25 protein-coding genes and 2 tRNA genes are annotated in these 24,698 nt (G+C 72.7%); 9 read left to right on the plus strand and 18 right to left on the minus strand.

The window, feature by feature from the left end:
- Nucleotides 1–33 precede the first annotated feature (33 nt).
- The 4 genes from M3677_RS09325 to M3677_RS09340 form a co-directional block, all read right to left on the minus strand.
- Complete coding sequence (locus M3677_RS09325; RefSeq protein WP_251160377.1) at nucleotides 34–1,032, minus strand: glycosyl hydrolase family 18 protein; 999 nt, start codon at nucleotides 1,030–1,032, stop codon at nucleotides 34–36.
- 147 nt (nucleotides 1,033–1,179) lie between these two features.
- A tRNA-Ser gene (locus M3677_RS09330) sits at nucleotides 1,180–1,269 on the minus strand.
- Nucleotides 1,270–1,611: 342 nt separating this feature from the next.
- Nucleotides 1,612–2,286 (minus strand): GntR family transcriptional regulator, encoded by a 675-nt coding sequence (locus M3677_RS09335; protein WP_251160378.1) that lies wholly within the window; start codon nucleotides 2,284–2,286, stop codon nucleotides 1,612–1,614.
- A gap of 149 nt (nucleotides 2,287–2,435) precedes the next feature.
- Nucleotides 2,436–3,836: an MFS transporter gene (locus M3677_RS09340; protein ID WP_066658565.1), complete on the minus strand. Its 1,401-nt coding sequence runs from the start codon at nucleotides 3,834–3,836 to the stop codon at nucleotides 2,436–2,438.
- A 249-nt stretch (nucleotides 3,837–4,085) separates the two neighbouring features.
- Here M3677_RS09340 and M3677_RS09345 point away from each other — a divergent pair, with 249 nt between their 5' ends.
- From M3677_RS09345 to M3677_RS09355, 3 genes are all read left to right on the plus strand, one after another.
- Nucleotides 4,086–5,285, plus strand: coding sequence for a cobalamin-independent methionine synthase II family protein (locus M3677_RS09345; protein ID WP_251160379.1), 1,200 nt, complete (start codon nucleotides 4,086–4,088; stop codon nucleotides 5,283–5,285).
- Nucleotides 5,286–5,409: 124 nt separating this feature from the next.
- Complete coding sequence (locus M3677_RS09350; RefSeq protein WP_144411357.1) at nucleotides 5,410–6,825, plus strand: AAA family ATPase; 1,416 nt, start codon at nucleotides 5,410–5,412, stop codon at nucleotides 6,823–6,825.
- A complete protein-coding gene (locus M3677_RS09355) occupies nucleotides 6,818–8,836 on the plus strand; it encodes a VWA domain-containing protein (protein ID WP_251160380.1) in 2,019 nt (672 codons plus the stop codon). Before M3677_RS09350 ends, M3677_RS09355 begins: the two co-directional genes overlap by 8 nt.
- 120 nt (nucleotides 8,837–8,956) lie before the next feature.
- Here the strand turns inward: M3677_RS09355 and M3677_RS09360 are convergent, their stop codons facing one another.
- Genes M3677_RS09360 through M3677_RS09380 form a run of 5 tightly spaced genes read right to left on the minus strand, consistent with a single transcriptional unit; the run spans nucleotide 8,957 to nucleotide 12,897 of the window.
- On the minus strand, nucleotides 8,957–9,733 hold the full coding sequence (locus M3677_RS09360; protein ID WP_066655828.1) for an SCO1664 family protein: 777 nt from the start codon (nucleotides 9,731–9,733) through the stop codon (nucleotides 8,957–8,959).
- Nucleotides 9,730–10,257 (minus strand): DUF3090 domain-containing protein, encoded by a 528-nt coding sequence (locus M3677_RS09365; RefSeq protein WP_066655829.1) that lies wholly within the window; start codon nucleotides 10,255–10,257, stop codon nucleotides 9,730–9,732. Before M3677_RS09365 ends, M3677_RS09360 begins: the two co-directional genes overlap by 4 nt.
- A 33-nt stretch (nucleotides 10,258–10,290) precedes the next feature.
- Nucleotides 10,291–11,091, minus strand: coding sequence for an MSMEG_4193 family putative phosphomutase (locus tag M3677_RS09370; protein WP_081985021.1), 801 nt, complete (start codon nucleotides 11,089–11,091; stop codon nucleotides 10,291–10,293).
- Between the two features lie 10 nt (nucleotides 11,092–11,101).
- Nucleotides 11,102–11,806: an ABC transporter ATP-binding protein gene (locus M3677_RS09375; RefSeq protein ID WP_209685608.1), complete on the minus strand. Its 705-nt coding sequence runs from the start codon at nucleotides 11,804–11,806 to the stop codon at nucleotides 11,102–11,104.
- Entirely contained in the window at nucleotides 11,803–12,897 is a 1,095-nt protein-coding gene (locus tag M3677_RS09380) for an ABC transporter permease (protein WP_066655831.1), read from the minus strand. Before M3677_RS09380 ends, M3677_RS09375 begins: the two co-directional genes overlap by 4 nt.
- A gap of 150 nt (nucleotides 12,898–13,047) precedes the next feature.
- Between M3677_RS09380 and M3677_RS09385 the strand changes: the two genes are divergently transcribed.
- The 3 genes from M3677_RS09385 (at nucleotide 13,048) to M3677_RS09395 (ending at nucleotide 15,343) form a co-directional block, all read left to right on the plus strand.
- Nucleotides 13,048–14,217, plus strand: a complete 1,170-nt coding sequence (locus M3677_RS09385; RefSeq protein WP_251160381.1) for a sensor histidine kinase — start codon at nucleotides 13,048–13,050, stop codon at nucleotides 14,215–14,217.
- Complete coding sequence (locus M3677_RS09390; protein ID WP_251160382.1) at nucleotides 14,214–14,834, plus strand: response regulator transcription factor; 621 nt, start codon at nucleotides 14,214–14,216, stop codon at nucleotides 14,832–14,834. The genes M3677_RS09385 and M3677_RS09390 overlap by 4 nt, the downstream gene beginning before the upstream one ends.
- Nucleotides 14,835–14,914: 80 nt before the next feature.
- Complete coding sequence (locus M3677_RS09395) at nucleotides 14,915–15,343, plus strand: BLUF domain-containing protein (RefSeq protein ID WP_251154491.1); 429 nt, start codon at nucleotides 14,915–14,917, stop codon at nucleotides 15,341–15,343.
- Nucleotides 15,344–15,375: 32 nt separating this feature from the next.
- On the opposite strand, the gene M3677_RS09400 is transcribed toward M3677_RS09395, so the two are convergent.
- Complete coding sequence (locus tag M3677_RS09400) at nucleotides 15,376–15,987, minus strand: ScbR family autoregulator-binding transcription factor (protein ID WP_158407764.1); 612 nt, start codon at nucleotides 15,985–15,987, stop codon at nucleotides 15,376–15,378.
- Between the two features lie 75 nt (nucleotides 15,988–16,062).
- The gene (locus tag M3677_RS09405) at nucleotides 16,063–16,533 is read right to left on the minus strand and encodes a BLUF domain-containing protein (RefSeq protein WP_066655844.1); all 471 of its coding nucleotides are present in this window, start codon (nucleotides 16,531–16,533) and stop codon (nucleotides 16,063–16,065) included.
- Between the two features lie 186 nt (nucleotides 16,534–16,719).
- On the opposite strand from M3677_RS09405, the gene M3677_RS09410 reads away from it, so the two are divergent.
- Complete coding sequence (locus M3677_RS09410) at nucleotides 16,720–18,114, plus strand: PepSY domain-containing protein (RefSeq protein ID WP_251160383.1); 1,395 nt, start codon at nucleotides 16,720–16,722, stop codon at nucleotides 18,112–18,114.
- Nucleotides 18,115–18,172: 58 nt separating this feature from the next.
- On the opposite strand, the gene hxlA is transcribed toward M3677_RS09410, so the two are convergent.
- A complete protein-coding gene (hxlA, locus tag M3677_RS09415; protein WP_251160434.1) occupies nucleotides 18,173–18,811 on the minus strand; it encodes a 3-hexulose-6-phosphate synthase in 639 nt (212 codons plus the stop codon).
- A gap of 76 nt (nucleotides 18,812–18,887) precedes the next feature.
- Entirely contained in the window at nucleotides 18,888–19,460 is a 573-nt protein-coding gene (hxlB, locus tag M3677_RS09420) for a 6-phospho-3-hexuloisomerase (RefSeq protein WP_066655854.1), read from the minus strand.
- A gap of 198 nt (nucleotides 19,461–19,658) precedes the next feature.
- Between hxlB and M3677_RS09425 the strand changes: the two genes are divergently transcribed.
- Nucleotides 19,659–20,399, plus strand: a complete 741-nt coding sequence (locus M3677_RS09425; RefSeq protein WP_251154486.1) for a LuxR C-terminal-related transcriptional regulator — start codon at nucleotides 19,659–19,661, stop codon at nucleotides 20,397–20,399.
- A gap of 239 nt (nucleotides 20,400–20,638) precedes the next feature.
- Nucleotides 20,639–21,043 (plus strand): hypothetical protein, encoded by a 405-nt coding sequence (locus M3677_RS09430; protein WP_251160384.1) that lies wholly within the window; start codon nucleotides 20,639–20,641, stop codon nucleotides 21,041–21,043.
- 215 nt (nucleotides 21,044–21,258) lie between these two features.
- On the opposite strand, the gene M3677_RS09435 is transcribed toward M3677_RS09430, so the two are convergent.
- The 5 genes from M3677_RS09435 to M3677_RS09455 form a co-directional block, all read right to left on the minus strand.
- The gene (locus tag M3677_RS09435) at nucleotides 21,259–21,786 is read right to left on the minus strand and encodes a GNAT family N-acetyltransferase (protein ID WP_066655866.1); all 528 of its coding nucleotides are present in this window, start codon (nucleotides 21,784–21,786) and stop codon (nucleotides 21,259–21,261) included.
- A gap of 3 nt (nucleotides 21,787–21,789) precedes the next feature.
- Nucleotides 21,790–21,874 (minus strand) — tRNA-Ser (locus M3677_RS09440).
- Nucleotides 21,875–21,936: 62 nt separating this feature from the next.
- Nucleotides 21,937–22,881, minus strand: coding sequence for an HAD family hydrolase (locus M3677_RS09445; protein ID WP_081985027.1), 945 nt, complete (start codon nucleotides 22,879–22,881; stop codon nucleotides 21,937–21,939).
- Nucleotides 22,878–24,146, minus strand: a complete 1,269-nt coding sequence (gene serS, locus M3677_RS09450; RefSeq protein ID WP_209685589.1) for a serine--tRNA ligase — start codon at nucleotides 24,144–24,146, stop codon at nucleotides 22,878–22,880. Before serS ends, M3677_RS09445 begins: the two co-directional genes overlap by 4 nt.
- A gap of 74 nt (nucleotides 24,147–24,220) precedes the next feature.
- Nucleotides 24,221–24,682, minus strand: coding sequence for a MarR family winged helix-turn-helix transcriptional regulator (locus tag M3677_RS09455; protein ID WP_251160385.1), 462 nt, complete (start codon nucleotides 24,680–24,682; stop codon nucleotides 24,221–24,223).
- Nucleotides 24,683–24,698 lie beyond the last annotated feature (16 nt).

The raw sequence follows: 24,698 nt of genomic DNA on the forward strand, positions 1-24,698 counted from the left end.
CGCCTCCTGGTCACGGTCCGGTCGGTGCGGGCGTCAGCGCGGCAGGGCCTCGGTCGTCAGCGACCAGAGCGCGACGCCGTGCAGCCCGAGTCGCTGCGCCAGCGCGACACGTGCCCGGTAGGAGCGGGCGTCCGACCAGTGCAGCTCGTGTCCGTCACCGAGCGTCGCCGACCACTCCCCCGTGCGGTCCGACCAGCGTGCGGCACCGCCGGCCAGCGCACGGGCCCGCGTCGGCGACACCTGCCCGGCGTCCGGTCCACCCCAGCGGTACCCGTACCCGGCGACGCCGAGGTCGGTGCGGTCGGCCGGCAGTCCCTCGTGCTCGGCCACCTCGACGACGCGCTGCGCCCACGGCAGGGCACCGATCGTGCCCGGTCCGCTCCACGGGCCGTGCTGGTCGTAGGTCATCAGCACGAAGCGGTCGACGTGCTCCGCCAGACGACGGAGGTCGTACCCGGTGTCCCGGAAGCCCGCGGCCGAGGTGGACGCCATCACGGCCATCGACACCGGGGCGTCGGCACCGAGCTCGTCGTGCACCGCGTCCTCGAGCGCGGCCGCGAAGGCGACGAGTCCCGCGCGGTCGCGGTCGCGCAGTGATTCGAGGTCGATCTGCACGCCCGTGCAGTGGTGGTCGTGCGCCAGGGCTGCCAGTTCCCGGGCGACCCGTTCGCGGGCGACCGGGTCGGCCAGCAGCGCCGAGGCGGTCTCCGGCGAGAAGTCACCGAGCGTCTCGGAGAAGTTGCTGACGAGGAGCTCCGGTCGCGCACCCCCGCGGGCTGCGGCGCGGGCGAGTCGGTCGACGCCGTCGGGCAGCGGCGCGAGGCCCGTGCCGTCCGCGGTGAGGGTGACACCGTCGATGCCGATGGTGCCCGCCCGCTCGGTGGCGGCTCGCACCCGGGCGACCGCCGTCGGAGCTCCCGGCTCGACGTACGCCTCGACGGCGACGCCGCGGGCAGCGGACGCGTCGGCGCAGCCGGCGACCGTGGTGACGATCACGACGAGCGCGACGGCGAGGGCGGATGAGCGGAGCACGGGCCAACGGTAGTGGGCGGGGTCAGGGCGCCCGTGCCGGGCCGGCCCGTGCATCCCGACCGTCGAGCACGGCCGCACCGTCGTGATCGTGAGCGCACCCTGCCGGAACGACGAAACCCCCGCCGGTGGCAGGGGTTTCGTCGACTGCGGAGACGGAGGGATTTGAACCCTCGGTCCCCTCAAAGGGGACTCCACCTTAGCAGGGTGGTGCACTCGGCCGGACTATGCGACGTCTCCGTGCGCTCTCACGAGCGCGAGACCCACCATACAGGAGGACGAGCGTCCTCTCGACCTCCCGCCACGACACGATCACCTCGGGTCGGTCGCCGGGTCCCCTGAAGTGGGGACAGGTGGGGCTTGTCCGCTCGTACCCCGACGCCTAGCATCGTCGGGACGCGGACATCACGTTCCGGGGGCATCACCTCCCCCGTCACCGCGACACAGCACCAGACGTCGTCCCCCCTTCTGCCGAGCCCGACGCACCCGACCGCGGCGGCCCGGACGGGGACGACCAGGGGGCGCGGACCCGGTCCGCGCCCCCGCTCTGGGTGATCCGGTGCGCAACGCCCCCACCGTGCCTCACGCGGCGGAGCGGAACCGGTCGGGCAACGCGATGAGGTCCTCCGCCAACCCCACGAGCGCTGCGGCGCACTCGTCGAGCTGTCCACGCTCCGCCGCAGCAGCCGCCCGTTCGACCTGCTGCACGCGAGCACGCCGCCCGACGACGGCGTCGATGCCGTTCGCCACGGCGACGTCGTCCGTGAAGAAGGTGTCGAGCACGGCTCGCTGCGCCGTGAGCCAGTCGGCACTGACGATCGCACCGCGCCGACGGAGGTACCAGGCACCGAGCTCGACGAGCGCCCCGGCCTCGGTCAGGCAGGACCTGAGCACGAGCGCGTCGAACTGCTCGTCCGCCCCCTGGCAGCCGGGAGCGGGGTCGGCGATCATCGCCCGGGCGACCCGGAGTCGCTCGACCATCTGGCCGACGGACCAGTGGGCGACGACGACGCCGACGTACCGCTGCACGCTGACGAGCCGCAGCGACTCGAGCGGGACGAGGGCTTCGCGGACGGGTGTGCGCGAGACCTGCATGTCCCGGGCGATGTCGTCGAGCCGGAGCCGTTGCCCCCGCCGGTAGACCCCGCGCAGGACGTTCTCGAGCAGCTTGAGGAAGACGGCGTCACGCAGCAGGCTGCGGCGGATGCCGTTCGGGTCGGGGACCCGGTCGTTCCCCGAGGACGATGAGCGATCCATCGCCCCAGGGTCACGCACGACGACCACCCGGTGCTCCGGGAGCGGGCGACCAGGGGAACGATCCGGTCGGGGTCGGGATGTGGAGGAGTGCCATGCCGAGACCCTCCCAGCGGGAGGGTCTCGGCGCTAAACATCACGTATACGAAATCCTACTTCTTGGACGCGTCGGTGAGGACGGACAAGGGTTGGGTGATGTCCTCCAGACCCTTGCGCGCCGCATCGACCCCGAACACCAACGCCACGATCCCGCCGGCGATCATCACCGCCGACCCGAGCAGGTACCCCCAGAAGAGCGGCTCACGCGACGACCCGTCCCCGATGAACGCGCCGTAGATCGCCGGGGCGACCGCACCGAAGATCTGCGCGAGGGCGAAGAAGTACGAGATCGCCTGCGACCGCAGCTCGAGCGGGAAGATCTCGCTCACGGTCAGGTAGGCGCTCGAGGCACCGGCCGAGGCGAAGAAGAACGAGACGCACCAGAACACGACCTGCACGGTGGCGCTGATGGCGTCGGCTCGGAACAGGAACGCCGAGGTGGCGAGCACCAGACCCGACACCAGGTAGGTCAGGAAGATCATCTGCCGACGACCCCAGGTGTCGAAGAACCGGCCGAGCACGATCGGGCCCAGCAGGTTGCCGATCGCGAACGGGAAGAAGTACACGGCCGTCTCGGCGGTCTTCAGCCCGAAGAAGTTCGTGAGCACCAGGGCGTAGGTGAAGAAGATCGCGTTGTAGAGGAACGCCTGGGTGATCATCATGGTCGCGCCCACCAGGGTGCGGGTCGGGTACTGCTTGAGCAGCACCTTGGCGATCGTCAGGAACCCCACCTTGTCCAGCGGCGTGACGGTCATGGCCTTCGACTCGTCGACGTCCGGCAGCCGGTGTCCGGTGGACTTCTCGACGGAGGCCTCGATCTCGGAGACCGTGCGCTCGGCCTCCTCCTCGCGTCCGTGGGTCATCAGCCACCGCGGGCTCTCCGGGATGTGCCGCCGCAGGAAGATGATCGCGATGCCGAGCACCGGGCCGAGGAAGAACCCGATGCGCCACCCGATGTTCTCGGCGAAGATCGACGTGTCGAGCAGGTAGATGTTGGCGAAGGCGCCGAGCGCCGCACCGCCCCAGTACGTGCCGTTGATGGCGATGTCGACGTGCCCGCGGTACTTCGACGGGATGAGTTCGTCGATCGCCGAGTTGATCGCCGCGTACTCACCGCCGATGCCGAGGCCCGCCACGAAGCGGAACGCCGCCAGGAACCAGAAGTCCTGGGCGAGTCCGGCGATGCCCGAACCGATGAGGTAGATCGCGAGCGTCAGGATGAAGAGCTTGCGGCGGCCGAGCCGGTCGGACATCCGTCCGAAGACCAGGGCGCCGACGACCTGCCCCACCAGGTAGATGGTGCCGAGCAGGGTGACCTGCTGCGTCGACAGGTCGAGGTCGGCCTGGAAGCCGGCGTTCGAGACGATCTGGATCTCGAGGCCGTCGAGGATCCAGGACACCCCCAGGCCAACCACCACGCTCCAGTGGAAGCGCGTCCACGGCAGTCTGTCCATCCTGGCGGGGACCAGGCTCTTGATCGTCCCGTTCGTCGTGCTGCTCACGAGAGCGGACCGTACTCCGGAGATTCCAGGCTGGTTCCCAGTACCAGCGCAGCTTTACGTCCTCACAGATTCAGGAAGTCGTGCGAAGCGGACGGGAGGCGCGGGGCGGGCCCGCACCGTGCCTCCCGTCCGCGTCGGATCGCGGTGACGCGCGACGTCACGACCGCACGCGGCCGGAGCCCGCGTCGGTAGCGTGACGACGTGCCCACCCAGAACTCGATCGACCGCATCCTGACCACGCACACCGGCTCGCTCCCCCGATCGCCCGAGCTGACCGCGCTCCTGGTGGCCCGCGACCAGGGGAAGCCCCACGACGAACAGGCACTCCGCGAGGAGATCGCCGCCGTGCTCGCGCGCACCGTCGACGCGCAGCTCGACGCGGGCCTCGACGTCGTCAACGACGGCGAGGTCCCGCGCGTCGGCTTCTCGACCTACATCCGCGATCGGCTGTCGGGGTTCGGGGGCTCCGGTCACCGCAAGCCGACGCTCGACAGCGTGAAGTTCCCGGAGTACGCGGCGTTCCAGGCCCGGCAGATCGACGAGGGCGCAGAGTTCGCCCGGGTGTGGGACACCCCGCTCGCCCAGGGGCTGCTCGAGTACGACCAGGAGCGCGCCGGCATCCGCGAGGACCTCGACGGCTTCGAACGCGAGCTCGCCCGGAACGCCGCCGCCGGCCGCACCCCGGCCGGCACCTTCATCTCCGCCGCGACGCCGGGCATCGTCGCCACGACCCTGCTGCTCGACGACGAGAACCCGCACTACCGCGACCACCGGGAGTACGTGTTCGCGCTGGCCGAGCAGCTCCGCGTCGAGTACGAGGAGATCGTCGCCCGCGGGCACGTCCTGCAGCTCGACGCCCCGGACCTCGCCATGGAGCGCGTCATCCACTTCGGCGACGCGTCGCTCGACGAGTTCCTGGCCGCCGTGGACCTGCACGTCGACGCGCTCAACCACGCGTTGCGGAACATCCCGAAGGAGCAGACGCGGCTGCACGTCTGCTACGGCAACTGGCAGGGCCCGCACCAGGACGACGTCCCGGTCGACGTGCTGCTCCCCCACCTGTACCGCGCCGAGGTCGGGTCCTTCAGCATCCCGTTCGGCAACCCGCGGCACGCGCACGAGTTCCCGGCCTTCCGCGACCTGCCGCTCCCCGCCGACGCGGTGCTCGTGCCGGGCGTCATCGACGTCACGACCAACTACCTGGAGCACCCGCAGCTCGTGGCGAACCGGATCGTCGAGGCCGCCGAGGCCGTCGGCGACCCCACCCGCATCGTCGCCGGGACCGACTGCGGCCTGGCGACCTTCGCGAGCTACGAGTTCGTGGCCTCGGACGTCGCGTGGGCGAAGCTCCGAGCACTCGTCGAGGGTGCGGAGATCGCGTCGCGCCGCCTGTTCGGCTGACGCTCCCGCCACTCTGCTCCCGCAAGACGCAACGTCGGCGGGTCCTCGCAGCGGTACAGCGCTGCGAGGTGTCGCCGAGGTTGTGTCTTCCGGAGCCGAGCGCCGCCACGCGCCTCCCGTCCGCATGTCGGTGCGCGGGCGTAGCGTGCGGACCGTGACCCGACCTGACATCCACACGGTCGGCGAGCTCCGCGCTGCTGGGCACGTCCAGAAGTCGGTCCGCGCCGAGATCCGCGACAACCTCCTCCAGGCCCTGCGCGAGGGCCGCGACCCCTGGCCCGGCCTGCACGGGTTCGAGACGACCGTCATCCCCCAGCTCGAGCGTGCGCTCATCGCCGGACACGACGTCGTGCTGCTCGGCGAGCGCGGGCAGGGCAAGACCCGCCTGCTCCGCACGCTGCAGGGGCTGCTCGACGAGTGGACCCCGGTGATCACCGGGTCCGAGCTCGGCGAGCACCCGTTCGAGCCGATCACCACCGCGAGCACCCGCCGCGTCGAGGAGCTCGGCGACGCCCTGCCGATCTCGTGGGTGCACCGCGACGAGCGCTACGTCGAGAAGCTCGCGACCCCCGACACCAGCGTGGCGGACCTGATCGGTGACGTCGACCCGATGAAGGTGGCCGAGGGCCGCAGTCTCGGCGACCCCGAGACCATCCACTTCGGGCTGATCCCCCGCGGGCACCGCGGCATCGTCGCGATCAACGAGCTCCCCGACCTCGCGGAGCGCATCCAGGTCGCGATGCTCAACGTGATGGAGGAGCGCGACGTGCAGATCCGCGGCTACGTGCTGCGCCTGCCCCTCGACGTGCTCGTCGTCGCCAGCGCCAACCCCGAGGACTACACGAACCGCGGCCGCATCATCACGCCGCTGAAGGACCGCTTCGGCGCCGAGATCCGGACGCACTACCCCATCGAGCTCGCCGACGAGGTCGCCGTCATCCGGCAGGAAGCCCAGCTCACCGCCGAGGTCCCCGACGCCCTGGTCGAGATCCTCGCCCGGTTCACACGTGCCCTGCGCCAGTCCAGCGCCGTCGACCAGCGGAGCGGCGTCAGCGCCCGCTTCGCCATCGCCGGCGCCGAGACGATCTCCGCCGCCGCCGTGCACCGCGCCGCGCGGCAGGGCGAGGAGCACCCGGTCGCGCGGCCGATCGACCTCGAGACCGCGGTCGACGTCCTCGGCGGCAAGATCGAGTTCGAGAACGGGGAGGAGGACCGTGCCGACGAGGTCCTCGAGCACCTGCTCCGCACCGCCACCGCCGAGACCGTCCGCTCGCGGTTCCGCGGGATCGACTTCGGCGTCCTCGTCGAGGCACTCGACGGCGGCACGATGGTGACGACGGGCGAGCAGGTCAGCGCCCGGGCCTTCCTCGAAGGGCTCCCGTCGATCGGCGAATCGGACGTCTACGACCAGGTGTGCGAGCGACTCGGGGCGACCGACGACGGCGAGCGGGCCGGCGCGATCGAACTCGCGCTCGAGGGGCTCTTCCTGGCCCGACGCATCAGCAAGGAGTCGGGGGGCGGCGAGGCCGTCTATGGCTAGCCGGCAGAACCGCCGCCTGACCCGCGACGCCCGGTACGGGAAGTACGAGGGCGGACCGGATCCCCTCGCTCCCCCGGTCGACCTGACCGAGGCGCTCGACGCCATCGGCGAGGACGTCATGGGCGGCACCTCCCCCGAGCGTGCCCTCCGCGAGTTCCTCCGGCGCGGCGGCCAGACCCAGCGCGGGCTCGACGACCTCATGCGCCGCGTCGCCGAACGGCGGCGCGAGCTCACCAGCCGGAACAACCTCGACGGCACCCTGCAGCAGGTCAGGGAGCTCCTGGACCAGGCCCTGCTCGCCGAGCGCGGTGAGCTCGCCCGGAACGTCGACCTCGACGACGGCGACCGCGCCCTGGCCGAGCTGCAGCTCGACAGCCTGCCGCCGTCGCCCGCGAGCGCCGTGCAGGAGCTGAACGGCTACGACTGGACGAGCCCGACGGCCCGGCAGAAGTACGACGAGATCAAGGACCTGCTCGGACGCGAGGTGCTCGACCAGCGCTTCGCCGGCATGAAGCAGGCGCTCGAGAACGCGAGCGACGAGGACCGCGCAGCCGTGTCCGCGATGATGCGCGACCTCAACCAGCTGCTCGACGACCACCGCCGCGGCACGGACACGCAGGAGCAGTTCGACGCGTTCACGGCGCAGCACGGGCAGTACTTCCCGTCCGGCCCGCAGAACGTCGAGGAGCTGCTCGACGACCTCGCCGCACGAGCCGCGGCCGCGCAGCGGATGCGGAACTCGATGACGCAGGAGCAGCGCGACGAGCTCGACGCGCTCGCGCAGCAGGCGTTCGGCTCACCGGACCTGATGGGTCAGCTCGGGCAGCTCGACGACACCCTCCGCGCGCTCCGCCCCGGCGAGGACTGGGGCAGCTCCGAGCGGATGGACGGCGAGCAGGGCCTCGGACTCGGCGACGGGACCGGCGTCTTCCAGGACATCGCCGACCTCGACGCCCTGGCCGAGCAGCTGGCGCAGTCCGGGCCCGGGTCCGACCTCGCCGACCTCGACCTCGACGCCCTGCAGCGTCAGCTGGGCGACGAGGCCACCGTCGACGCCCGGACCCTGCAGCGGTTGGAGCAGGCCCTGCGGAACTCGGGCGCGGTGCAGCGCGGCACCGACGGACACCTCCGGCTGACCCCGAAGGCGATGCGGCAGCTCGGCAAGAGCCTGCTCAGGGACGTGGCCGAGCGGATGTCGGGGCGCCAGGGCGCGCGTGACCTGCGTCGCGCCGGGGCGTCGGGCGAGCCCTCCGGGGCGACCCGACCGTGGGCGTTCGGTGACACCGAGCCGTGGGACCTCCCCCGGTCGATCACGAACGCCCTGGTCCGGACCGCGGCGGACGGACGCACCGGACCGGGTGTCCGCCTGACGATCGACGACGTCGAGGTGCAGGAGACCGAGGCGCGGACCCAGGCGTGCGTGGCGCTCCTCGTCGACACGTCGTTCTCGATGGCGATGGAGGACCGCTGGGTCCCGATGAAGCGGACGGCCCTCGCGCTGCACACCCTCGTCAGCACGAGGTTCCGCGGCGACGACCTGCAGCTCATCGCCTTCGGGCGCGAGGCGGAGGTCATGGACGTCGAACGACTCGTCGGCCTCGACGCCCAGTGGGACAAGGGCACGAACCTGCACCACGCACTGCTGCTGGCCAACCGGCACTTCCGGAAGCACCCGACGGCGCAGCCAGTGCTCCTGGTCGTGACCGACGGCGAGCCGACCTCGCACCTCGAGCCGAACGGCCAGGTGTGGTTCGGCTACCCGCCCGATCCCGTGACGATCGCGCTGACGGTCCGCGAGCTCGAGAACGCCGGCCGGCTCGGGGCGCAGACGACGTTCTTCCGACTCGGTGACGACCCCGGGCTGGCGCGGTTCATCGATGCCATGGCCCGACGGGTGGACGGCTCGGTCGTCGCGCCCGAGAACGACGACCTCGGTGTCGCCGTGGTCGGGTCGTACCTCGGTTCCCGTCGCGGAGGCGCGTCCCTGTTCGGCGACGACCGGGCGGGCTGATTGCGACCGGCCGTCGGACGGGAGGCTCCCCACCGGGCACGGCCCGGCAGCCGCTGGCGCGTCTGCCGGGAACCGGCCGGCGTGGGCCGCGGCGCCGGCTGGCACCGCGCCTCCCGTCCGTCAGAAGAGGGGCCAGGGGACGGCGGGTCCGTGTCCGGGCGGCGGCGGGAACATCCCGACCGCGCGCAGCGCGGCGCACCGGGCCCGCAGGTTGTCGATCTCCCCGCGGGTCAGGTGCTCGGCGAGCGCGACACCGAGGTCGCCGCGGAGCGCCTCGGACACCCGGTCGAGCCCCTCGAGCTCGTCGGGGTCGAGCGGCTCCCCGATCCAGCCCCAGAGGACCGTGCGGAGCTTGTGGTCCACGTGGAAGGTCAGGCCGTGGTCGACGCCGTAACGGTGCCCGTCCGGCATGGCGAGCACGTGCCCGCCCTTGCGGTCGGCGTTGTTCACCACCACGTCGAACACCGCCATCCGGCGGAGCGCCGCGGTGTCCTCGTGCACGAGCGTGACGGGCTGGTCGTGCTCGTCGATGGCCTCGAGCACGGGCAACCACGGGGTGCCCTCGGCGTCGGCCTCCTCGGTCGGCACCAGGTCGACGGGGTCCTGCTCCGGGTCGACGTCCTGCCAGCGCTGGACCATGCCGGGGCCGAACGGGCCGTCGCCGAGCCAGGTGGGCGGCACGATGCCCCACCCGAAGGCCTCGGAGACCAGGTGTGCCGCGACCTCCCGGCCGGCGAGCGTGCCGTCCGGGAAGTCCCACAGCGGACGCTCCCCCTCGACGGGCTTGTACACGACGGACTCGCCGTCGAGGTCGGCGAGGAAGGTGGCGTTCGACGCCTCGCGGATGCGCGCCCGGATCGTCAGCGGGCCGTCGTACCGGGGTGCGTCGTCGCTCATGCGTCGCCGGGGCGCCGACCGGCAGCGACGACCTCGCGCGTGCGTTCGACGAAGGCCCGGGCGCTGCCGACGGGGATCTTCACCTGGAAGACCTCGGCGGGCTCGGGCATCTCGACGACGGCCTCGACCTCGTCGCCGTCCTCGTCCGTCTCGGTGACGATCTCGAGCTCGTCCTCGATCGGGTACGCCTCGATCACCACCTGCGCCGTCGCCGGGTCGAACCCCAGGCTCAGGGCACCCGCGCGGAACTCGGGCTCCACCGGCTGGTCGAGCGGCGCGGCGTCCCGGAGCTCGGACGGTGCCGCCGGCGGGACGCTGAAGCGGTTGTCCTCGACGGTCGCGACCTCGTCGAGGAGCTCGGCGACCTTGTCCGCGAGCACCGCGGACTGCTCCTTCTCGAGCGCGACGCTGGTCACCCGCTTGCCGTCGCGTGCCTGCAGGTAGAAGGCGCGTTCACCCGGGCGGCCGACCGTCCCGACGACGAGACGTTCCGGCCAGTCGAAGCCGTGCACGATGGTGGGCATGACCCGATTGTAGGAGCGTGCGGCTCCGTCCGTTCAGGGTCGAGCGGTCCCCGGCTCACTGCTGCCGACCGCTCCGTCCGCCGAGCCGGTCCCGTCGTGTCCTGCTCCGCCGCCGGTCCCGTCCGCTCCGCCTCCGCCGCCGGTCCCGTCGTGTCCTGCTCCGCCGCCGACCGCGGCGTCGCCCGAGGGGGCCGGTGCCGCGGCGAGCCACGACAGGTCGCCGGAGTCGGTGTTGGTGGCGACGACCTCGGGCCGGTGTTCCCCGTAGCGGACGACCGAGACGGACGCCGGACCGACCGCGATGCGCTGGAACAGGTCGAGGTGCATGCCGAGCGCGTCGGCGAGGACGGACTTCACGATGTCGCCGTGGCTCACGGCGACCCACACCGCCGTCGGGCCGTGCTGCGCCTCGACCTCGGCGTCGATCCGGCGGATCGCGGCGACCGCACGGGACTGCATCGTCTGCATGGACTCGCCGCCGGGGAACACCACGGCGCTGGGGTTCGCCTGCACCGTGCGCCACAGTGGTTCCTTCGCGAGGTCCGCGAGCTTCCGGCCCTGCCAGTCGCCGTAGTCGGCCTCGGTGATCGCCCGTTCGACCCGCACGTCGGGGCTGCCCTGCTGGCGGGCGAGCAGGGCGCGTGCGGTCTGCCGGCAGCGCTCGAGCGGGCTCGTGACGAGCGCGACGAGCGGGATCGGCGCGATGCGCTCGGCGGCCCGGTCGGCCTGCTCGCGGCCGACGCGGTCGAGTGCCACCCCGGCGGTGCGACCCGCCAGGACCCCGGTCGCGTTCGCGGTGGTGCGTCCGTGCCGGACGAGGAGGACGGTCGCCATGCGGTCGATCCTAGGCCGCGGCGGCCACGCCCTCCGGCGCGGTCACGATCCGCCCGTCGACGACGGTCACCAGGTCGTCCAACGCGTCCCGGTGCACGAGGTCGTGCGTGACGAGCAGGGTCGCCGTCCCACGCTCGTGCGTCAGACGGGCGATCAGCTCCATCACGGCACCGCCCCGCTCCTGGTCGAGCGCACTCGTGGGTTCGTCGACGAGCAGCACCTCGGGGTCGTGCACGAGCGCCCGGGCGATCGCGACGCGCTGCCGTTGTCCCCCGGAGAGCTGCGCCGGTCGTGCATCGCCGTGACCCGAGAGCCCGACCGCGTCGAGCAGGTCGTCGACCCGGGCGCCGGGGACCCGACGATCGCGGGCGCCGAGGTGTCCCATCACGAGCAGCTGTTCGCGCGCGGTCAGCGACGGCAGCAGGTTCGACTGCTGGAACACGATCCCGATGCGGTCCCGGCGGAGGTCCGACGCTGCGTCGCGGGACAGCGACGCGGCGTCGACCGCCGTCGATCCGCTGCCGACGAGCACCCGACCGGAGTCGGGGCGGACGAGCGACGCGGCGACGGCGAGCAACGACGACTTGCCGGACCCGGAGGGGCCGGTGATGCCGGTGACGCTGCCGGCCGGAGCGGCGAGGGAGACGTGGTCGACCGCGGTGACGCGACGGTCGCCGTCGGGGAAGGTGAGGGTGACGTCGTCGAGTGTGATCATCGGTTGCTCCCGAGTGCGGTGAGGGGGTCGGCTGCGGTGACGGTGCGGAGGGCGACCGCGGCGCCCGCGAGACCGAGCACGGCCATCGCGACACCCGGTACCAGGGTGGTGAGGGGGCTGAGGAGGAACGGCAGCGTGCCCCCGGCGAGCGCACCGAGCACCGCGACGAGCGCCGTCCCGGTGCCGATGCCCGCCACGAGGACCACGAGCGCCTGACCGAGTGCGTCGCGGACGAGCGACCCGGTGCTCGCTCCGAGCGCCTTGAGCACGGCGACGTCACCGGCGCGTTGCATGGTCCAGACGGTGAAGAAGGCGCCGACGACCAGCGCGGAGACGCCGAACAGCATCGCGATCATGAGACCGAGCGACCCGACCTCGGACCGGAAGGTCTCGAGCGCCGTCAGCGATCCGAGCGGTGTGGTGGCGGACGTGTGCGTGGTCGCGGCGACGGCTCCCCAGTCCGGCGAACCGGACACGGCGAGCACCGTCGGTGCGCCCTCGCCGCCGAGCCGGCGGTCGGCAGCGGCCCACGCACCGGGGGTCATCACGACGACCGGGGTGTGGCTGTACCAGGCGTCCCCGCCGACGGACGCGACGCGGTGGTCGGTCCCGGAGACCGAGATGCGGTCGCCCACCACGACGCCGAGCTGCTCCGCCGCCGCCGCCGACAGGCCGACCGAGTCGTCCTGCGCGGGCGCCAGCGCAGCCACGACACCGTCGCCGCCCCGCGGCAGCCCGAACAGGGCGACGCCGACCGCGGACGCACCGGCACCCGACGTCGCGGGAGCAGCGCTGGCGCGTCCCTGGACGATGCCCACCGGCACCACGTCGTCGACGCCGGCCGCCGTCCGCCAGCCGTGTCGTGCCTCCCGTCCGATCGCGGACGTGGCGAAGGACGGCTGCCCCGCGGACGGCTGTTGCAGCACCAGCCGGTCGCCGGGCAGGTCGAGGACAGCGGAGACGTTCTGCGACGCCAACCCGCCCGTCAGTCCCGCCAGGAACCCGACCAGGAGGGTGATGAGCGCCACGACGGCACCGATGAGCACGAAGCGTCCACGAGCGAACCGGAGATCGCGCCAGGCGACGAACACGGCCGTTCCTTCCCGGTCACGGACCCTCCGTGACCTCCAGGACCAGCGTCGTGTGCCGACGGCGAGCGGTCATCGCCGGCACGGACGGTCCCACGATCGAACTTCTGGTTGATCCAGCGGGCCCGGGCCGTCCGTACGCTGGCCGGTGACATGGTCCACGGCACGCTCACCCCCGTCTTCGTCGGTCTCCGCACCGGCCTGCACGTGCTGTCCGCCGCGCTCCTCGCGCTCGTCGTCGTCCGGATCGTGGTCGAGGGCGGCGCCACGGCACCCCTCGCCGGCGTCCTGGCAGGTGCCTTCGCAGTCGTGTACCTGCTCGGGGCGGTGGTGGCACGCGGCGCCCCGGGTCGCCGGGCGGTCGCGGGCCCGCTCTGGGTCGGCGGGCTCTCCGTCGTGTGGGTCGCGCTCATGGTGCTCGTCCCCGAAGCTGCCTACCTGGTCTTCCCGCTCTTCTTCCTCTACCTGCACGTGCTGCCCCGGATCGTCGGTCCCACGGCGGTCGTCGTCGCGACGCTCGTGGCCGTCGTCGCGCTCGGAGTGCACGGGGGCTTCACGCTCGGCGGGGTCGTCGGACCGCTCGTCGGCGCCGGGGTGGCGCTGCTCATCGGGCTCGGCTACCGCGCACTCGCCCGGGAGGCCGTCGAGCGCGAAGCACTGCTGGCAGAACTGATCGCCACCCGGGACCGACTCGCGGCGACCGAGCGGGAACAGGGGGTCCTCGCGGAGCGTGCGCGGCTGGCGCGGGAGATCCACGACACGGTCGCGCAGGGGCTGTCGAGCATCCAGATGCTCCTGCACGCAGCCGAGCGCGCCGACGGCGACCGCCCCGGCACCGAGCACATCCGTCTGGCCCGGGGGACCGCGGCCGACGGCCTCGCCGACACGCGTCGCTTCATCCGCGAGCTCGCGCCGCCGACGCTGGACCAGGGCCTCGGTGCAGCACTCCGTCGGCTCGCGGACCAGCAGTGGACGCGGGACGGACTGGCGGTGTCGGTCGCGGTGTCGGACGACAGGCTGCCGATGGACGTGGAGACCGCGCTGCTCCGCATCGCGCAGGGCGCCGTGGCGAACGCGGTGCAGCACGCCGCGGCGTCGCAGGTCGACGTCACGGTCACGGTCGACGGTCGGGAGGCACGGCTGACGGTCGTCGACGACGGCGTCGGCTTCGACCCGGTCACCTCCGGCGACGACGTCGCCGCGTCCGACTCCTTCGGCCTCCGCGCGATGGCCGAGCGCGTCGAGCAGTTCGGCGGACGACTCGACGTCGACAGCGCACCGGGCCGCGGCACCACGGTCACGGCCGTCCTGGAGGTCCCGTGATCCGCATCGTCATCGCCGACGACCACCCCGTCGTCCGGGCCGGTCTCCGTGCGCTCCTCGACGGTGAGGAGGGCATCGAGGTCGTCGGCGAGGCCGCCACCCCGGACGCCGCGACCGCCCTCGCCGAGGAGCTGGCCCCGGAGCTGGTGCTCATGGACCTGCAGTTCGGCCAGGACACCACCGGCGCCGACGCCACCCGGTCGATCCGCGCACTCGAGGCGGCACCGTACGTGCTCGTCCTGACGAACTACGACTCGGACGGTGACATCCTCGGCGCGGTCGAGGCCGGGGCGAGCGGGTACCTGCTCAAGGACGCCCCACCGGACGAGCTCGTGGCGGCGGTCCGTGCCGCGGCCTCCGGGCAGAGCGCCCTCGCCCCGGCGATCGCCGGACGGCTGATGGCGCGGATGCGGGCTCCGCGCGTGAGCGTCTCCGCCCGCGAGATCGAGGTGCTCCGACTGGTCGCGGACGGGGCGTCGAACGGTGAGGTCGCCCGCGCACTCCACATCAGCGAGGCGACGGTCAAGTCGCACCTCGTGCACGTGTTCTCGAAGCTCGGAGTGAGCTCGCGGACAGCGGCCGTGTCCGCGGCCCGCTCTGCGGGTGTCCTCCGGTGAACCCCGGGACCCATCGGGGGGGTCCGTGCGGCACGCGGACAGTGGTCGGCGTGCGCCGCACCATGCACGAAGATGGTGCGGTGCTCGTCTCCATCGTCTACATGAGCCGCTCGGCCGTGCCCTTCGACGACGACGCGCTCGCCGAGCTCCTGCGCGAGTCACGTCTCCGGAACGAGGCACTCGGGGTCTCCGGCCTGCTCGTGGCGAAGGGCGGCCGGTTCATGCAGCTGCTCGAGGGCCCGGCGTGGAGCGTCGACGACCGCTTCGGCGCCATCGCGCGCGATCCTCGGCACGACGGGGTGAAGTCGCTGATCCGCGAGGACATCGAGCGCCGGCGGTTCGACGGCTGGTCGATGGCCTACCGGTCGCTCGACGAGTCCGACGTGGCGACCGAGGACGGCTTCAGCCCGTTCCTGTCCGGCACGATGGACTTCGCGCCGGAGTTCGACGGCACGAGCGCCGCGTGGCTGCTCAAGTGGTTCCGCGACCGGGAGCTCACCGACCGCTGACGCGGACCTCCGCCCGTCGACGGTCCACGAGGTCAGCCTGCCGCGCGGAAGGTGTCGGCGACCACCCCGAGCAGACGTGCCCGGTGCGCCGGCGCGGCCGTCGCCTGCAGGAGCACCCGCCACATCACCGCGACCGCGGGGTCGAGGTCCGCGCGACCGCTCCGCACCTCGGCGACCAGCTGCACCCCGGTGAAGTAGGGCACGACCGAACCGCCGAGCTCCTCCGGGGTCAGGTCGGTCTCGAGCTCACCGCTGCCGATCGCGACGCAGAACACGTCCACGATGCCGCCGATCCACTGCTCGTAGAACGACGACGTCGCTCCGGAGAACTCGCCGCGTTCGAGCGAGAGCCGGATGCCGGCACGCACGATCGGGTCGGTGCGGAGCAGGTCCGCGATCTGCTTCGACGCCCCGATCAGGGCGGCCGTCGGCGACGCGGCGTCGTGGCTCACCTCCGCGAAGGTCCGCGCGTTCTGCTCGTCGATCACGCCGAGGGCGAGCGCGAGCTTCGTCGGGAAGTGGAAGTGCAGGGTGCCCTGCGCCACGTCGGCGCGGCGCGCGACGGCGGCGATCGACGTGGCGGCGAAGCCGACCCGGTCGAACTCCTCCGCCGCGGCCACCAAGATCTGCTCACGTTTCCCCACGTGACCAGTGTCTCGAACTGGAGGCACGGTGCGGGCCCGCACCGTGCCTCCAGTCCGAGGGGTCCCGTCAGGTCGTCACGCGGCGTGGCGGGCCAGGGTCATGCGCTCCTCGGGCACGTCCTGCAGGTCGCGTCCGCGGAACCAGCGGAGCAGCCAGTCGGCCGGCGAGCCGGCCAGCTCGGCCGGCAGGCCGGAGCGCTCGGTGAGGAAGGTGTTGAAGCCGGGCTCGTCGCGGACCTCGAGGTCCGACGGGTTGCCGAACGCCATCGACCAGCCGTCGAAGCGGCGGGTGTCGATGTCCTCGCGGGAGAGCGACTTCACGCCCTCGTGGCGGGTGTCGCGCTCGATCGCGGCGAAGCGGTCCTCGACGCTCCAGGAGGGACCCTCGAGCACCTGCATGAAGCGGCCGCCCTTGGCGAGCAGGAGTCCGGAGACACCGAGCGCCTCGTTGCGCAGGCGGGCTTCACGGAGCATGGCGACCAGGTGGTCGTCGGTCATCTCGTCGACGGCGACGGACATGTACACGAGGGAGGTGAGTTGCGTCATCGGCGCCAGTCTGTGTGCTGCTCCGGTGGAGGGTCAATGCGGTCGTCCGCACACCGCAGTCGGGGGGGGGGGGCGCCCACGACCGGGGCGTTCTACCTCTTGTAGAGTGGACGCTCGTGCGGCACTGTGCCGCACCTCCGCCCGACAGCCCGACAGCCCGACAGCCCGACAGGACCCTGCGCTCCGATGCCCGTCACCGCCCCGCCTCCGTCCCGCGGCTGGTTCGCCCAGCTCCTCCTCCGCCTGCACTTCACCGCCGGGCTCTTCGTCGGCCCGTTCGTCCTGGTGGCGGCGCTCTCCGGCGCCGTGTACGCCGTCGCACCGACCGTCGAGCAGGGCGTGTACCGGCAGGAGCTCACGGCGCCGTCGTCCGCGCCTGCGCTCCCCCTCGCCGACCAGGTCGCGGCCGCCGAGCGCTACGTGGCCCGCCACCACCCGGACGACACCGTCGCCGAGGTCCGCCCGGCCCCCACGCCCGGCACCACCACGCGCGTGATGTTCACGGAGGAGGGCCTGCTCGAGTCCCAGACCCGTGCGGTGTTCGTCGACCCGGGCGACGCCGCGGTGCGCGGGGACCTGCCGGTGTACGGCACGTCGGGGTCGCTCCCCTTCCGCACCTGGATCAGCACCGTGCACCGCAGCCTGTTCCTCGGCGACGTCGGGCGGCTCTACAGCGAGACCGCGGCGTCGTGGCTCGGCATCGTGTCGCTCGCCGGCATCGGCCTCTGGGCGTTCCGCATCCGGCGCGCACGGCGGAAGCGCGACCTCGTGCTGCCGGACAACCGTGCGACCGGGTACCGGAGGACGTTCTCCTGGCACGCCGCGACGGGCGCGTGGGTGCTCCTCGGCGCGCTCTTCCTGTCGGCCACCGGCATCACCTGGTCGCACTTCGCGGGCGACAACGTCAGCGCGCTCCGCTCGACGCTCAGCTGGCAGGCGCCGACGGTCGACACCGCACTCGACGGCTCGTCGGCGACGTCGGGCGGGGAGCACGCCGGGCACCACGGCGGTGGCTCGATGCCGATGGGCTCCCCGACGACGACGCCCGAGCAGTTCGACGAGGTGCTCGCGGTCGCCCGCGACTCCGGTGTCCGCGCGGCCGAGGTCCGGATCCGTCCGCCGGCGGCCGCCGACACGGCGTGGACCGTCGAGGAGATCAAGCTCAGCTGGCCGGTCGCGATGAACGCGGTCGCGGTGGACCCGGGCACGATGACGGCGGTGTCGCGGGTCACCTGGGCCGACTACCCGCTCATGGCGAAGGCCGCCAAGCTCGGCATCAACACGCACATGGGCGCGCTGTTCGGCCTGGCGAACCAGGTCGTGCTGCTGCTCGCGGCGCTCGGGATCGCGGCGATGGTCGTGTTCGGCTACCTCATGTGGTGGCAGCGGCGTCCCACCGGCGCGCGTGCGGGTCGCGCGCCCGCCGCGGGTTCGCTGGCCAGGGCTCCGTGGTGGGGCACCGCCGCGATCGTCGCCGCCGCCGTCGGCCTCGCGCTGCTGCTGCCCGTCGTCGGGGTCACCCTGCTCGGGTTCCTGCTGGTCGACGCACTGGTCACGACGTTCCGTCGCCGCGCCCGGTGACGGACGGGAGGCCCGTGGCGGTGTCGCCACGGGCCTCCCGTCCGTCAGGTGGTCCGGATCAGGCGGAGGCGGGCTCCGCGATCGCGTCGCGGAGCGCGGACGCGGCGGCGGCCACGTCGTCGGCGCTGTAGATCGCGCTGCCGGCGACCGCGATGCGGGCGCCCGAGGCCTGCACGGCCTCGATCGTGTCGGTGGTGATGCCGCCGGCGACCGAGAACGGGACGCCCGAGGCCTCGCCGTCGCGCAGCAGCGTCTCGAAGGTGAAGCCCTCCTCGGCCTGCTCGTCGAGGCCGGCGTGCATCTCGACGAACTCGGCACCGAGCGCGACGACCTCCTTCGCGCGGGCGGCCTTGTCGGGCACGCCGATCAGGTCGACGACGATGCCCTTGCCGTGCGCCTTCGCGGCCTTCACGGCACCGGCGATGGTGGAGTCACCCGCGACGCCGAGCACGGTGACGAGGTCGGCACCGGCCGTGAAGGCGATGTCGGCCTCGAGCTCGCCGGCGTCCATCGTCTTGAGGTCGGCGAAGACGACCTTGTCCGGGTGCGCCTCCTTGATCGCGGTGATCGCGGAGAGGCCGGCGCTCTTGATGAGCGGCGTGCCGAGCTCGATGACGTCGACGTACGGCGCGGCCTTGCCGGCGAGGTCGAGGGCGGCCTCGGTGGTCAGGGTGTCCATGGCGAACTGGAGCTGCATGGTGGTGTCCTTCCGGTGGTGGTTCGTGGGGGTCTCGGTGGCGCGCTCGGGTCGCATCGGCGGCGTCACGGTCGCTTCACTCGAGGTTCGCGTGCCGCGGCCACAGGTCGTCGGCGGAGTGCCCGCTGCGCTGCCAGAGCGCGTGGAACAGGGCGTCCCCGAGGAGCGCGACGCCCTGCTCGAACAGGCCGCCCGCGTACTGCGCCGAGGCCGTGCCGGAGCGGTCCGTCTTCGTGGCTGCGGGCAGGACGAGCGTGGTGTCGGCGACCTCGGACAGCGGGGAGTCGTCCGTCGTGCTGACGGCGAGCACCTGCGCCCCGACCTCGGTCGCGGTGCGTGCTGCCTGCACGATGCCGCCGGTGGTGCCCGAGCCGCTCGCGACGAGCAGCAGGTCGCCCCGCCGGATCGCGGGCGTCGTGACCTCGCCGACGACGTGCACGTCGAGCCCGAGGTGCATGAGGCGCATGGCGGTCATCCGGAGCGCGAGTCCGGACCGTCCGGCGCCGTGCACGAAGACACGCTCGGCGTCGGCGAGCAGGTCGAGGGCACGCGCGAACGGTGCCTGGTCGGCGCGGCGGACGGTCGCGATCAGCTCCTGGAGCTCGTCGCCGATCACTCCGAGGGCGTCGGCGGTCGTCGTGGTGGCCATGACTCCGATGCTCCTCGCGCGGGGTCGATCGCGCCGCTGCCCGGGCAGGCGGTCCACCCACCCGATCGGGTGGGACCGTCCGTCCGGGTGGGACGGGTACGTTCGGTCCTCGTGGAGACGGAACCGGACGCACCAGCCAGCCGGATCGCGGCGTCGGAGCACGCCCGGACGGTTGCGGAGCAGGCCGACCGTCACGCGTTGACCCTCGAGTCGGTGCTCGCCGCCCTGCGCGCGAACCGCCTGTCCGACGCCGCCGCCCGCGCCGAGGCCGTCGAGATCGCCTCGGCCGCACTCGTCGAGCTCCGGACCGTGACCGACCGGCAGCGGAGCACCCTGCTCGAGCCCGTCACCGGGGCGTTCTCACGGCTGCGGGCCGACCTCCGCCCGCTGGTCCGGTTCGGTGACCTCGACGTGCAGTTCGTCGAGCCGCCGGCGACCGGCAGGGCGCTGCCCGGAGACGTCGCGCACAGCGCACGAGCGATCGTCCGCACGGCCGTGCTCGCCCTGGTCGACGGCGGGGTCGCCCGACGCGTCCGGATCCAGTGGGACTGCGACGGGCGCAACCTGCTCATGCAGCTCCGGGACGACGGAGCCGGCACACTCGACACCCACGACGATGCCGTGCGCCCGATCGCCGAGCGGGTCGTCGCCCTCGACGGCACGATGCACGTCGACTCCACGCCGGGCTGGGGCTCGACCCTGGACATCTCGCTCCCCCTCGACCCGGCGCCGGGCGCGGCCGACCTGCCGGAGGACACCGACCTGACCGAACGGGAGCGCGACGTGCTGCGGCTCGTGGTGACCGGCGTCGGGAACCGGGAGATCGCCGAGGGGCTCGGGATCAGTCCGAACACGGTCAAGTACCACGTGGCGAACCTGCTCCGGAAGCACGGTGCCCGCACCCGCGCGGAGCTCGCCGCGCTCGGCGCCCGCCCCTGAGCGGCGGGCGTGGGGCGCCTCCGTGTCGGCGGGATCGTGGTTCGACAGCGGGATCGTGGTTCGACGTGCGCGCGCACAACCGGGAGCACGTCGCGCCACGTCGTTCCACGGCGCGACGTGCTCCCCGTTGTGCAGCGTGCAGCGCGAGGCGTGCAGCGTGCGGCGTGCGGCGTGCGGCGTGCGGCGTGCAGCGTGCGGCGTGCAGCGTGCAGCGCGAGGCGGCACGCTAGGCTGCCCCGATGACAACGGGGGCGACGGTCGGCACGGACGAACGGTCGGGGTGGACGCGACCGGGCTGGGTCGCGCTCTACTGGGCGACCGTGGGGCTCGGCGTCCTCGGCGGGGCCTGCTCGTGGCTGTGGCTGTTCCTGGCATCGGAAGAGGCCACCCGCGGCGCGACCCCCGACCGATCGGGAGCGAACCCCGGCATCCCCCTCGGACTCGTCGGACTCGTCGTCGGCCACGTGGTGGGGTTCCTCCTGCTGCTGATGGCCGCGCACCTCGCTCGCCACGGCGGGGCGTCGGCGGCGCGGTTCGCGGTCCTCGGGCTCGTGATCGGCTCCGGGGTCGGGCTCGCGTGCTCGCTCGCACTCACCGGCGGTGCGCTCGTCGTGCCGTGGCCGGACGCCCCGTACACCCCCTGACGATCGCGCACTGGCTCGACGTCGGGGTCGTGGTTCGACACGCCCGCGCACAACGGGGAGCACGTCGCGCCACGTCGTTCCACGGCGCGAGGTGCTTCCCGTTGTGCAGCGGGCGTCGGGCAGCGGGCAGCGGGCAGCGGGCAGCGGGCAGCGAGCAGCGAGCACCGGGCACCGGGCACCGGGCACCGCGCGCGTACGGCTCGGACGTCCGCGCGTCAGGCGTCCGGCGCGAGCACCTGGAACATGACGTGGTCCCGCCACTCCCCGGCGATCCGGATGTACTTCGGCGCGAACCCGTACCGCTCGAAGCCGTTCCGCTCGAGCGCCCGCTGCGAGCCGGTGTTCTCCGGGAGGGTCTCTGCCTGGACCCGGTGCAGCCCGAGCTCCCGGAACGCGTGGTCCACCGCGAGCCCGACCGCACGGGTCGCGTGCCCCTGCCGCGTTCGGTCGGCACGGATCCAGTACCCGAGCGCACACGACTGCAGGGCGCCACGGGTCACACCGCTCAGGGTGATCCGTCCGAGCAACTCGTCGTCATCTCCCACGATCACGAAGGGCACCGAGCCGTTCTGCGCGGCGGCGAGCAGGACACCGATGGTCGCGCGCTGCCCGGCCTCGGTGAAGTAGCTGTCCGGCCGCGTCGGCTCGAACGGTCGCAGGTGATCGGCGCTCGCGCGGACGATCGCGGCGAGCTCGGCTGCATCGGACAGCTCGATCAGTCGGAGGCGGGTCCCGGTGCTCATGTGCGGAGGGTGTGGGATTCGAACCCACGAGACATTGCTGCCCACCTGTTTTCAAGACAGGCTCCATCGGCCGCTCGGACAACCCTCCGTGACGCGACCACGTGGCGAGACGTGATCGCGTCCCGGGCAGTCTAGCGAACCTGCCGTCCGTCAGCGCGGCAGCGCGTCGAGTGCGGCGGCGAGCCCGTCGTCGGTGACCCCGCCGGTCAGCTCGTTGCCCGCGTCGACGACGTCGTCCGGGGCCTGCCCCATGACGACTCCGCGGCCCGAGGTCGACGCCCAGCGCAGCATGTCGATGTCGTTCCGCCCGTCACCCGCCGCCATGACGCGGGAGCGTGGGATGTCGAGCCACTCGCGGACGCGCTCCATCGCGGTGGCCTTCGTCACGCCCTCGGGAGCGATGTCGAGCCAGGACGTCCAGCCGACCGAGTACGACACCTTCTGCAGCCCCATGCGCTCGACGACCTGCAGGAAGTCCTCGGTGTCGTGTCCCGGCGAGATGACGACGACGCGGGTGGCCTCGGTCCCGAGCAACTGCTCGAACGGCACGTGCTCGCCGGCGACGGTCATCGTGTCGTCCGGGAAGTTGCCGGAGAGCAGGAAGTGGCCGGTCTCGTCCTCGACGCCGAACGCCGCGTTCGCGAGCGCACCGTGGATGACCTGCAGGACCTCGGTCGGGTCGAACCGCTCGACGTGGACCCGGCGGTAGGACCCGTCGTCCTGACGGGCGAGGGTCAGCGCACCGTTGGCGCACACGACGTACTTCGACCGGAGCCCCAGGCGTTCGAGCAGCGGGATCGTCATGCCCTCGCTGCGTCCGGTGGAGAGCATGACCTCGTGCCCGGCGGCCTCGGCGTCGCGGACGGCGTCGATCACCGTGTCCGTGATGACACCGTCCTCGCGCATCGTCGTGCCGTCCACGTCGAGCGCGACGAGCCAGCGCTTCGTCCGCGGAGACGTGGCAGCACCACCGGCAGCACCACCGGTGGCACCAGCGACAGCGCCGCCGGCAGCGACCGAGCCCGAGCCGGACGCACCGGCGCCGGAGCCGCCGCCCTGCGCCGACCCGTCGACGAACCGCTCGTGGGCGCTCATCGGGGCTCGATGACCTCGACGCCGCCCAGGTACGGCCGCAGCACCTCGGGCACGACCACCGACCCGTCGGCCTGCTGGTGGGTCTCGAGGATCGCGACGATCCAGCGGGTGGTCGCGAGCGTGCCGTTCAGCGTGGCGACCGGCGCCGTCTTCCCGGTCGACGTCCGGTACCGGGTGTCGAGGCGACGGGCCTGGAACGTCGTGCAGTTCGAGGTCGACGTGAGCTCGCGGAAGGTGCCCTGCGTCGGGACCCACGCCTCGATGTCGTACTTGCGTGCGGCGCTCGTGCCGAGGTCACCGCCGGCGACGTCGATCACGCGGTAGTGCAGGCCGAGGTCCTGCATCATCGACTCCTGCATCGCGACCAGGCGCTGGTGCTCCGCCTCGGCCTGCTCCGGGAGCACGTACGAGAACATCTCGAGCTTGTTGAACTGGTGCACGCGGAGGATGCCGCGGTTGTCCTTGCCCGCCGACCCGGCCTCGCGCCGGTAGCAGGTCGACCAGCCGGCGTAGCGGATCGGGTCGCCCGACTCCGGGAACGACAGGATCTCGTCGGCGTGGAACCCGGCGAGGGCGACCTCGCTCGTGCCGGTCAGGTAGAGGTCGTCGGCCTCGAGCCGGTAGACCTCGGCCGCGTGCTCGCCGAGGAACCCGGTGCCCGCCATCGTCTCAGGACGCACGAGCGTCGGCGTGATGAGCGGCTCGAACCCGTGCTCCACGGCGCGGTCGAGCCCGAGGTGCATGAGAGCGATCTCGAGCCGGGCGCCCAGGCCGCGGAGGAAGTAGAAGCGCGATCCGGAGACCTTCACGCCGCGCGGGATGTCGATGATGCCGAGGTGCTCGCCGAGGTCGGCGTGGTCCTTCGGCTCGAAGGCGAACTCGGGCTTCGTGCCGACGGTGCGCAGCGTGACGAAGTCGTCCTCGCCGCCCTTCGGCACGTCCGGCAGCACGACGTTCGGGATCGTACGGACCACCCGGTCGAAGGTCTCCTCGGCTGCGGTGACCTCGGCCTGGGCCTCCTTCACGCGTGCGGCGAGCGCCTGCGCCTGCTGCACGAGCGCGGGCTTCTCGTCCTTCGGGGCCTTCGCGACGGTCTTGCCGAACGCGTTCTGCTCGGCGCGCAGCGCCTCGAACGACGTGATCGCAGCGCGGCGGGCGGTGTCGGCGGACACCGCGTCGTCGACGACGGAGACGGAGGCGCCGCGCGCCTCCTGCGAGGCCTTGATGAGGTCAGGGTTGTCGCGCAGGAGCTGCAGATCGATCACCGGATCATCCTAGAGGGAGCGTGTGACCGCCGGACGGGAGGCCCGTGGCGGCCCCGCCACGGGCCTCCCGTCCGTCAGTCGGTCACGGCACCCGACGGGACGTCACGCAGGGCGGCGACCATCCCGCGCAGCAGGCGGAAGGCCGCTGCGCGGCCCGCCTCGTCGAGGTCCCGGGTCATCCGGAGCTCGACCTGCCGGACCGCCGCACTCGCCGCCTCGCGCTGTCGCCGTCCGGCTGCGGTGAGCGTGGTGGGGAGCACCTTGCCCGTGGTCGGGGTGGCCGGCCGGGTGACGATGCCGTCGCGCTCGAGCTGCTGCAGGAGCGTGTTCATCGACTGCCGGGTGACGAAGGTGCCGCGCGCGAGGTCGGAGTTCGACATGCCGGGGCGCTGGGCGAGCAGTTCGAGGCACGAGTAGTGCGTGACCGTCATGCCGAGGGGACGGAGGGCGTCCTCCATGGCGGCGCGCAGGGCACTGGCGGCCTCCTTCAGGATGTAGCCGACCGAGCTGTCGAGGTCGATCCGCGCTTGACGCATGTCAGGAGTCTGACAC

It is taken from the genome of Curtobacterium sp. P97 (assembly GCF_023712445.1).
In the GTDB taxonomy this organism is placed as follows: domain Bacteria; phylum Actinomycetota; class Actinomycetes; order Actinomycetales; family Microbacteriaceae; genus Curtobacterium.

Excerpts from the sequence above, each read along its gene's own strand:
- M3677_RS09335 (WP_251160378.1), bottom strand. The coding sequence starts at position 2,286 with ATGGATCGCTCATCGTCCTCGGGGAACGACCGGGTCCCCGACCCGAAC.
- M3677_RS09340 (WP_066658565.1), bottom strand. The coding sequence starts at position 3,836 with ATGGACAGACTGCCGTGGACGCGCTTCCACTGGAGCGTGGTGGTTGGC.
- M3677_RS09350 (WP_144411357.1), top strand. The coding sequence starts at position 5,410 with ATGTCGGTGCGCGGGCGTAGCGTGCGGACCGTGACCCGACCTGACATC.
- M3677_RS09355 (WP_251160380.1), top strand. The coding sequence starts at position 6,818 with ATGGCTAGCCGGCAGAACCGCCGCCTGACCCGCGACGCCCGGTACGGG.
- M3677_RS09360 (WP_066655828.1), bottom strand. The coding sequence starts at position 9,733 with ATGAGCGACGACGCACCCCGGTACGACGGCCCGCTGACGATCCGGGCG.
- M3677_RS09365 (WP_066655829.1), bottom strand. The coding sequence starts at position 10,257 with ATGCCCACCATCGTGCACGGCTTCGACTGGCCGGAACGTCTCGTCGTC.
- M3677_RS09370 (WP_081985021.1), bottom strand. The coding sequence starts at position 11,091 with ATGGCGACCGTCCTCCTCGTCCGGCACGGACGCACCACCGCGAACGCG.
- M3677_RS09375 (WP_209685608.1), bottom strand. The coding sequence starts at position 11,806 with ATGATCACACTCGACGACGTCACCCTCACCTTCCCCGACGGCGACCGT.
- M3677_RS09385 (WP_251160381.1), top strand. The coding sequence starts at position 13,048 with ATGGTCCACGGCACGCTCACCCCCGTCTTCGTCGGTCTCCGCACCGGC.
- M3677_RS09405 (WP_066655844.1), bottom strand. The coding sequence starts at position 16,533 with ATGACGCAACTCACCTCCCTCGTGTACATGTCCGTCGCCGTCGACGAG.
- M3677_RS09410 (WP_251160383.1), top strand. The coding sequence starts at position 16,720 with ATGCCCGTCACCGCCCCGCCTCCGTCCCGCGGCTGGTTCGCCCAGCTC.
- hxlA (WP_251160434.1), bottom strand. The coding sequence starts at position 18,811 with ATGCAGCTCCAGTTCGCCATGGACACCCTGACCACCGAGGCCGCCCTC.
- hxlB (WP_066655854.1), bottom strand. The coding sequence starts at position 19,460 with ATGGCCACCACGACGACCGCCGACGCCCTCGGAGTGATCGGCGACGAG.
- M3677_RS09430 (WP_251160384.1), top strand. The coding sequence starts at position 20,639 with ATGACAACGGGGGCGACGGTCGGCACGGACGAACGGTCGGGGTGGACG.
- M3677_RS09435 (WP_066655866.1), bottom strand. The coding sequence starts at position 21,786 with ATGAGCACCGGGACCCGCCTCCGACTGATCGAGCTGTCCGATGCAGCC.
- M3677_RS09445 (WP_081985027.1), bottom strand. The coding sequence starts at position 22,881 with ATGAGCGCCCACGAGCGGTTCGTCGACGGGTCGGCGCAGGGCGGCGGC.
- M3677_RS09455 (WP_251160385.1), bottom strand. The coding sequence starts at position 24,682 with ATGCGTCAAGCGCGGATCGACCTCGACAGCTCGGTCGGCTACATCCTG.